Raw genomic sequence first — 7,235 nt, 5'->3', positions numbered from 1 at the left:
CGGCAGCGGCGGTCGCGGCGGCGGTGAGCAGCACGGCGGCCACCATCAGCAGCAGCCGTACGCGCTCGACACGCACCCCCAGGGCGTACGACACGTCGTCGCCCATCTCCATCATCCGCAGCCCGCGCGCGTTGGCGAGGACGAGCGGCAGCAGTACGGCGCACAGCGCGAGGAGCGGCCAGACCTGCGTCCAGTCACGGCCGTTGAGGGAGCCGGTCATCCACACGACCGCGCGGGCCGCGTCGACGAGGTTCGCCTTGGTGAGCAGATAGCCGTTGACCGCGGTGACGACGGCTGAGACGCCGATGCCGACCAGGACCAGCCGGTACCCGTGCACCCCCTGCTTCCAGGCGAGCAGATAGATCGCGAGCCCGGTCACCAGACCGCCGACGAGCGCCCCGAGGGTGACGGCGGTCGCGCTGCCGGAGAACAGCACGATCATGACGAGCGCCCCGGCCGTCGCCCCCTGCGAGAGGCCGAGGACGTCCGGACTGCCCAGCGGATTACGGGAAATGGACTGGAACAGCGCACCACCGAGCCCGAGCGAGGCACCGACCAGCAACCCGACGAGGACCCGAGGCAGCCGCAGCTCGTTGACGATGAACTCCTGCCCCGCGTCCCCGCCCCCGAACAGCGTCTTGAGGACGTCACCGGCCGAGATCGGGAAGTCGCCGGTACCGATCAGCACGACACTCGCGGTGAGCGCGCAGAGCAGGAGAAGGACGACGACCGCGAAGGCACGGAGGTCGAGGCGGAGGGATAGGCCGCCGGTCCGTACGGCCCGCGTACGGGGAGCCTGAGTTGGTGTGGCAGTTGATGTGGCCTTCACAGCTGGGCCGTCCTCCGCCGTCGTACGAGAAAGATGAAGACCGGACCGCCGAGGATCGCGGTGACGATGCCGACCTGCAGCTCCGCGGGCCGCGCGATCAGCCGGCCGAGGACGTCCGCGCCGAGCAGCAGCACGGGCGACAGGATCGTGGCGTACGGCAGGATCCAGCGCAGGTCGGGGCCGGTGAACGAGCGCACCACGTGCGGCACCATCAGGCCGACGAACACGATCGGCCCGCAGGCGGCGGTCGCGGCCCCGCACAGCACGGTCGCGGAGAGCATGGCGAGCGCCCGGGTGCGGTTGAGGTTGGCGCCGAGGGCGCGGGCGGTGTCGTCGCCCATCGCGACGGCGTTCAGCGGCCGGGCGAGCAGCAGCGAGACCACCGTGCCGACCGCGAGGAACGGCGCGACCTGCGTGATCGTCGAGCCGGTGGCCGAGGCCAGTGAACCGACCGTCCAGAAGCGCATCTTGGAGAGCGCCGCGTCGTCCATGATCATGACGGCCTGGAGATAGCCGTAGAGCGCGGCACTGATCGCGGTTCCGGCGAGGGCGAGGCGCACGGGGGTGGCGCCCCGGCTGCCGCCCAGGAACCAGACCAGCGCGCCGACCACGGCCGCACCCGCGAAGGCGAACCAGACGTAGCCGCTCAGCGAGGTGACACCGAAGTAGGTGATGGCGGTGACGACCGCGGCCGACGCACCGGCGTTGATGCCGAGCAGCCCGGGGTCCGCGAGGGGGTTGCGGGTGAGCGCCTGGAGGACCGCGCCGGAGAGGCCGAGCGCGGCCCCGGCGAGCAGACCGAGGACCGTACGGGAGATCCGGTCGCCGACCACGATGTCCGCGTACGTCCCCGAGTCATGGAAAAGGCCATGCCACACATCTCCCAACGGCAGCGATTTCGCGCCGATCGCGATACTCACCAGGGCGACGAGCACCAGGAGCGCCACGGAGACGAAGAGCCCAAGGACTCGTATCGCCCGGCGGGTTGGGGGCGCGGGGGCGGTCTCCGCGCACGGTTCTGGGGGACTGTCGACCAACACCAGGTTAGGTTAGCCTACCCTCGCATTTGACCTTGGAGGCGAGCCCCCTCTTCACAGCCCCAGTCGCGCCAGCGCCTTCTCCGCGTCCAGCGCACAGGAACCGTCCCCCGCCGCTGTCCAGGCCGCCGCGCAGAGCGCCCGGAGCCCGTCCAGGGGCTCACCCTCACCGTCGAGTTCCAGCCGGTCGCGGCCCGCCGTCGCGGTCCAACCCCCGCACCGAAAGCCGTCTCCCGCCTCGGTGACCTCGGGCTGCCCGGTGAGCATGCCCCGCAGATCGGCGTCGACGTACGTCGGCCGGTGCTGCGGCGGCGCGGCGAGCAACAGCGCTCCGTCGGTCACACCGGTCAGGACGAGCAGCGAGTCGACCTCCCCGTTGAACGCCCCCTCGATATCCGTGTCCAGCCGGTCCCCCACCACCAACGGCCGCTCGGCGCCCGTCCGCAGGATCGTCTCCTTGTGCATGGGCGGCAACGGCTTCCCCGCCACCTGCGGCTCGGCCCCGGTCGCTATCCGTACGACCTCCACCGCCGCGCCATTGCCCGGCGCGATACCGCGCGCGCTCGGGATGGTGAGGTCGGTGTTGGAAGCGAACCACGGCACCCCGCGCGCGATCGCGTAACAGGCCTCCGCGAACCGCCCCCACGCCAGGTCGGGCCCGCCGTACCCCTGCACGACCGCCACCGGCTCGTCCTCCGCCGAGTCGACGGGCTCAAGCCCGCGCTCGCGCAGCGCGACCCGCAGCCCCTCCCCGCCGATCACCAGCACCCGGGCACCCGCCGGCACCTGCTCGCTGATCAGCCGGGCGACGGCCTGCGCGGAGGTGATGACGTCGTCGGCCCCGGTCGGTATCCCCAGCTCGGTGAGATGCTCGGCCACCGCGTCCGGCGTCCGCAGAGCGTTGTTGGTGACGTAGGCGAGCCGCATGCCGCCCGCGCGCGCTGTGGCGAGCGAGTCGACGGCGTGCGCGATCGCGTTGCCCCCCGCGTACACCACCCCGTCGAGGTCGAGCAGCGCCGTGTCGTACGCCTCGCTCAGGGCCCGGCCACTGCCCTCGGGCTTCGTCCTGACGCTCTGGCTCATTCCACATCGCTCCTCGTTCGATCGCTTTCACCCGATCATCCCGCACGCCACTGACACACGTACGATGCCGGGATGAACACCGCAGGTCACTCGGAAGCAACGGAGCGCCGAGGCCTGGAACTCACCCCGTTCCGAGGCCTTCGCTACGACCCCGACCTGGTCGGCAGCCTGGCCGCCGTGACGTCCCCACCGTACGACGTCGTCGTACGCCCCGACGGTCTGCACCACCTCCAGGACTCCGACCCGCACAACATCGTCCGCCTGATCCTCCCGCAGGCCACCACCGCCGGCGCCCGCAACGAACAGGCTGCCGACACCCTGCACCGCTGGCTCGCCGAGGGAGTCCTCACCACCGACCCCGAGCCCGGCCTGTACGTCTACGAACAGCACGACGGGAACGGCCTGTTGCAACGCGGCGTCATCGGCGCCCTGCGCCTGACGGACCCGTCGGAGGGCGTGGTCCTGCCGCACGAGGACGTCATGCCGCACGTGATCGCGGACCGCGCGGCCCTCATGCGAGCCACCTCCGCGAACCTCGAACCCCTGCTCCTGACCTACCGGGGCAGCGGCTCACCGGCCGACACGACGACGGTGGTCGAGCGCATCGCAGAGGACCCCCCACTCCTCTCGACGACCACGGAGGACGGCTACAGCCACCGCCTCTGGTCGGTCACCGACCCCACCGACCTGACCCGCATCCAGACCGACCTGGCCCGCCACCAGGCCCTCATCGCCGACGGCCACCACCGCTGGGCGACCTACCGACGTCTACGCGCGGAGCACCCCTCCCCCAGCCCCTGGGACTACGGCCTTGTCCTCCTTGTCGACACGGCCCGCTACCCGCTCCGCGTCCGCGCGATCCACCGCCTCCTACACGGCGTCCCGGTGGCCGACGCCCTGGCGGCCCTCGACGGCCTGTTCCGCGTACAGCACCTGGAAGTCCCCCTCCCGGAAGCCCTGGAGGCCCTCGCCGACGCGGCCTGCGCGGGCAACGCCTTCCTCCTCGCCGGCGACGGCGCCTTCCACCTGGTCGACCACCCGGACCCGGACCTCCTCGCCCGTACGATCCCCGCCGACCGCCCCGCCGCCTGGCGCACCCTGGACGCCACGGTCCTGCACGCCACCCTCCTGGACCACGTCTGGCTCATCCCCGAGGATGACCCGGCCCGCATCGCCTACATCCACGACACCGCCGCCACGGTCCGCAAGGCCGAACGCGACGGCGGTACGGCCGTGTTGATGCACCCCGTCCGCGAGGAGGTCGTACGCGACCTGGCCCGCCAGGGCGTCACGATGCCCCGCAAGTCGACGTCCTTCGGCCCGAAGCCGGCGTCGGGGCTGGTGCTGCGCGCGCTGGAACCCTGAGACAGCGGAAACACAAAAAGGGCGGGACCCCGGTGTCGGGGTCCCGCCCTTTCGTCACTGCTGACGTGCGTTGCCGTCAGTCCTTGTCGTCGCCCTTGTCGTCGTCCTTGGCCTCGACCGCGACGGCGGGCTCGACTTCATCGTCCTCGATGTCGTCGTCCTCGTCGTCCTCGTCCTCATCGATGTCGTCGGCCTCGTCGTCGACATCCACCTCGTCGACTACGGAGGTCTCCGCCTGGGGCGCGACCTTGTCGTCGATCTCAGAGTCGGCATCCGTGTCGAGCTCGCTGTCGGCGTCGCTGTCGTCCTCGTCCTCGTCCTCGACGAACGCGTCGACGAACTCGACACCGTCCATCTCGGCGAGCCGGTCCGACGCGTCCGTGCTGCCGTCCTTGTCGGACTCCACGGCCTTGGCGAACCACTCCCGCGCCTCGTCCTCACGCCCGGCGGCGAGCAGGGCGTCGGCGTAGGCGTACCGCAGTCGCGCGGTCCACGGCTGCACGGTGTTCGAGGCCAGCTCGGGGCTCTGGAGTGTGACGATGGCCGCGTCGAGCTGGTCCATGTCACGCCGGGCACCGGCCGCGACGAGCCGCATCTCGACCTGACCTGCCTTGTCGAGCTTGTGCACCTCGGGGGCCCCGGCCATCTCCAGCGCCTTCTCGGGCCGCCCGAGCCCACGCTCGCAGTCGGCCATCACGGGCCACAGATCCACGCTGCCGGTCATCCGCCGCGCGGCCCGGAACTCGGCCAACGCCTCGCTGTACTTCTGGTTCGCGTACGCGGCGAACCCGGCCGCCTCACGGACGGCGGCGACACGCGATGCCAGCCGCAGGGCGATCTTGGAGTAGGCGTAGGCGCCCTCGGGGTCCTCATCGATGAGCCGGGCGACCATCACCAGGTTCTTCGACACGTCCTCCGCGAGCCCCTTCGGCAGGCTCATCAGCTCCTGCCGTACGTCCTTGTCGATCTCCTCGCCCGTGACGTCCTCGGGGATCGGCAGCCGCTTGATCGGCTCACGGTCGCGGTCACGCTCGCGGTCGTCCCGGAACCGGCCGCCACCGCGCCGGTCGTCGTCACGGCGGAACGCCGGCCGCTCACCGCGGCTGTCATCCCGGCGGAACCCTCCGCTTGCGGGACGTCCTCCGCGATCGCCACCGCGGTCATCGCGGCGGGGACCGGACGGCCGGTCGTCACGACGGGGACCGGCGGGCCGGTCATCCCGACGCGGGCCGGCAGAACGATCGTCGCGGCGGGGGTAGCTGCCACGGTCACCGCGGTCGTCGTCACGCCGGAAGGCAGGACGCTCGCCTCGGTTGTCGCTGCGGTCGTCACGACGGAACGGAGGCCGCTCACCACGGCTGTCATCCCGACGGAAGGCCGGACGATCCCCACCACGGTCATCACGACGCGGACCGGACGGACGGTCATCACGGCGGGGGTAACTTCCACGGTCTCCACGGTTGTCGTCACGCCGGAAGGCAGGACGGTCACCGTCACGGCGGTCGTCCCTACGGTCATCACGGCGGAAGGGCGGACGCTCGCCACCTCGGTTGTCGCTGCGGTCGTCACGACGGAACGGCGGACGCTCACCACGGCTGTCATCCCGACGGAAGGCCGGACGATCCCCACCACGGTCATCACGACGCGGACCGGACGGACGGTCATCACGACGAGGAGCCGCGGAACGGTCGTCACGCCCACGGTAGCCACCGCGATCACCACTGCCACGGTCGTCGCTACGGCGGTCATCGCGCCGGTCGTCACGGCGGGGGTAACTTCCACGGTCACCGCGGTCGTCGTCACGCCGGAAGGCAGGACGCTCGCCACGGTTGTCGCTGCGGTCATCACGCCGGAACGGCGGACGCTCACCACGATTGTCGTCACGCCGAAAACCACCACCACCGCCACCGCGGTTGTCGTCCCGCCGGAACGGCGGACGCTCACCACGGCTGTCATCACGACGGAAGCCACCACGATCGCCGCGGTTATCGTCGCGACGCTCACCACCACGGTTGTCGCTGCGGTCGTCACGCCGGAACGCGGGCCGCTCGCCACGGTTGTCGTCCCGACGGAAACCACCGGGACGCCCTCCGCGCTCGCCACCACGGTCATCACGGCGGGGGCCTGCGGGCCGGTCGTCACGGCGCGGACCTGCGGGGCGGTCATCCCGACGCGGGCCGGCAGAACGGTCGTCACGACCACGGTAACCACCGCGATCGCCACCGCCCCCGCTACTGGCACCGCCACGGTCATCGCGACGAGGAGCTCCGCCACGGTTGTCGTCACGCCGGCCGTAGCCGCCGCGATCGCTGCTGCCGCCGCGGTCGTTTCCTCGATCGTTGCTACGGCTCGGGCCTCCGCGGTACCCGCCACGATCGCCGCGGTCACCACTGTCCCGTCGCCGCTCCTCGCGCTCGGGTCGGTCCTCGGGAGAGTTGGTGGACATCGGTGACTCCTGTCTTTGGTACCGCAAGTCATTCTCGCGCAGCCAGCTACTCGGCGCGCTCCGAACTATGTTTCTGAAAGTTTCTGGAAAAACAAAAGGACCCCTGGTCCCAGCATGAACGCTGGGACCAGGGGTCCTCCAAAGATTGTTCGGCGGCGTCCTACTCTCCCACAGGGTCCCCCCTGCAGTACCATCGGCGCTGTAAGGCTTAGCTTCCGGGTTCGAAATGTAACCGGGCGTTTCCCTCACGCTATGACCACCGAAACCCTAATGGTTTCGAGCGAACAAGCACACTTTTCTGTTGTGTGGTTCAAGCTCTAGCCGACAACTGTTCGTTGTCTCAGAACTAACACAGTGGACGCGAGCAACTGAGGACAAGCCCTCGGCCTATTAGTACCGGTCACCTCCAGCGGTTACCCGCCTTCCAGATCCGGCCTATCAACCCAGTCGTCTACTGGGAGCCTTAACCCCTCAA

General features: G+C 70.4%; 5 protein-coding genes, 2 rRNA genes and 1 pseudogene. 1 reads left to right on the top strand and 7 read right to left on the bottom strand.

Annotation, left to right across the window (positions count from 1 at the left end):
- From R6V09_RS41490 to R6V09_RS41480, 3 genes are all read right to left on the bottom strand, one after another.
- A partial coding sequence (locus R6V09_RS41490; protein ID WP_317886661.1) for a FecCD family ABC transporter permease occupies positions 1 to 829 on the bottom strand: 829 nt, incomplete at its 3' end.
- On the bottom strand, positions 826 to 1,869 hold the full coding sequence (locus R6V09_RS41485; protein WP_317886660.1) for a FecCD family ABC transporter permease: 1,044 nt from the start codon (positions 1,867 to 1,869) through the stop codon (positions 826 to 828). The genes R6V09_RS41485 and R6V09_RS41490, both read right to left, overlap by 4 nt.
- 51 nt (positions 1,870 to 1,920) lie before the next feature.
- Positions 1,921 to 2,949, bottom strand: a complete 1,029-nt coding sequence (locus R6V09_RS41480) for an HAD hydrolase-like protein (RefSeq protein WP_317886659.1) — start codon at positions 2,947 to 2,949, stop codon at positions 1,921 to 1,923.
- A gap of 72 nt (positions 2,950 to 3,021) precedes the next feature.
- On the opposite strand from R6V09_RS41480, the gene R6V09_RS41475 reads away from it, so the two are divergent.
- A complete protein-coding gene (locus R6V09_RS41475; protein ID WP_317886658.1) occupies positions 3,022 to 4,314 on the top strand; it encodes a DUF1015 domain-containing protein in 1,293 nt (430 codons plus the stop codon).
- 76 nt (positions 4,315 to 4,390) lie between these two features.
- Here R6V09_RS41475 and R6V09_RS41470 read toward each other — a convergent pair whose 3' ends face one another.
- The 4 genes and pseudogenes from R6V09_RS41470 to R6V09_RS41455 all read right to left on the bottom strand — a co-directional run.
- Entirely contained in the window at positions 4,391 to 5,254 is an 864-nt protein-coding gene (locus tag R6V09_RS41470) for a tetratricopeptide repeat protein (protein WP_317886657.1), read from the bottom strand.
- A gap of 75 nt (positions 5,255 to 5,329) precedes the next feature.
- Positions 5,330 to 6,760 (bottom strand): annotated as a pseudogene (locus R6V09_RS41465) (hypothetical protein); the annotation flags it as partial.
- Between the two features lie 147 nt (positions 6,761 to 6,907).
- Positions 6,908 to 7,024 (bottom strand): 5S ribosomal RNA (rrf, locus tag R6V09_RS41460).
- Between the two features lie 106 nt (positions 7,025 to 7,130).
- Positions 7,131 to 7,235 (bottom strand): 23S ribosomal RNA (locus R6V09_RS41455); the annotation flags it as partial.

It is taken from the genome of Streptomyces sp. W16 (genome assembly GCF_033194735.1).
Taxonomy (GTDB): Bacteria; Actinomycetota; Actinomycetes; order Streptomycetales; family Streptomycetaceae; genus Streptomyces.
Note: the sequence above shows the minus strand (reverse complement) of the source record. Positions and strands in the feature narration are given on the sequence as shown.

Bases quoted from the DNA above. Each gene is read 5' to 3' on its own strand.
- R6V09_RS41470 (WP_317886657.1), bottom strand. From the start codon at position 5,254: ATGAGCCTGCCGAAGGGGCTCGCGGAGGACGTGTCGAAGAACCTGGTG.
- R6V09_RS41475 (WP_317886658.1), top strand. From the start codon at position 3,022: ATGAACACCGCAGGTCACTCGGAAGCAACGGAGCGCCGAGGCCTGGAA.
- R6V09_RS41480 (WP_317886659.1), bottom strand. From the start codon at position 2,949: ATGAGCCAGAGCGTCAGGACGAAGCCCGAGGGCAGTGGCCGGGCCCTG.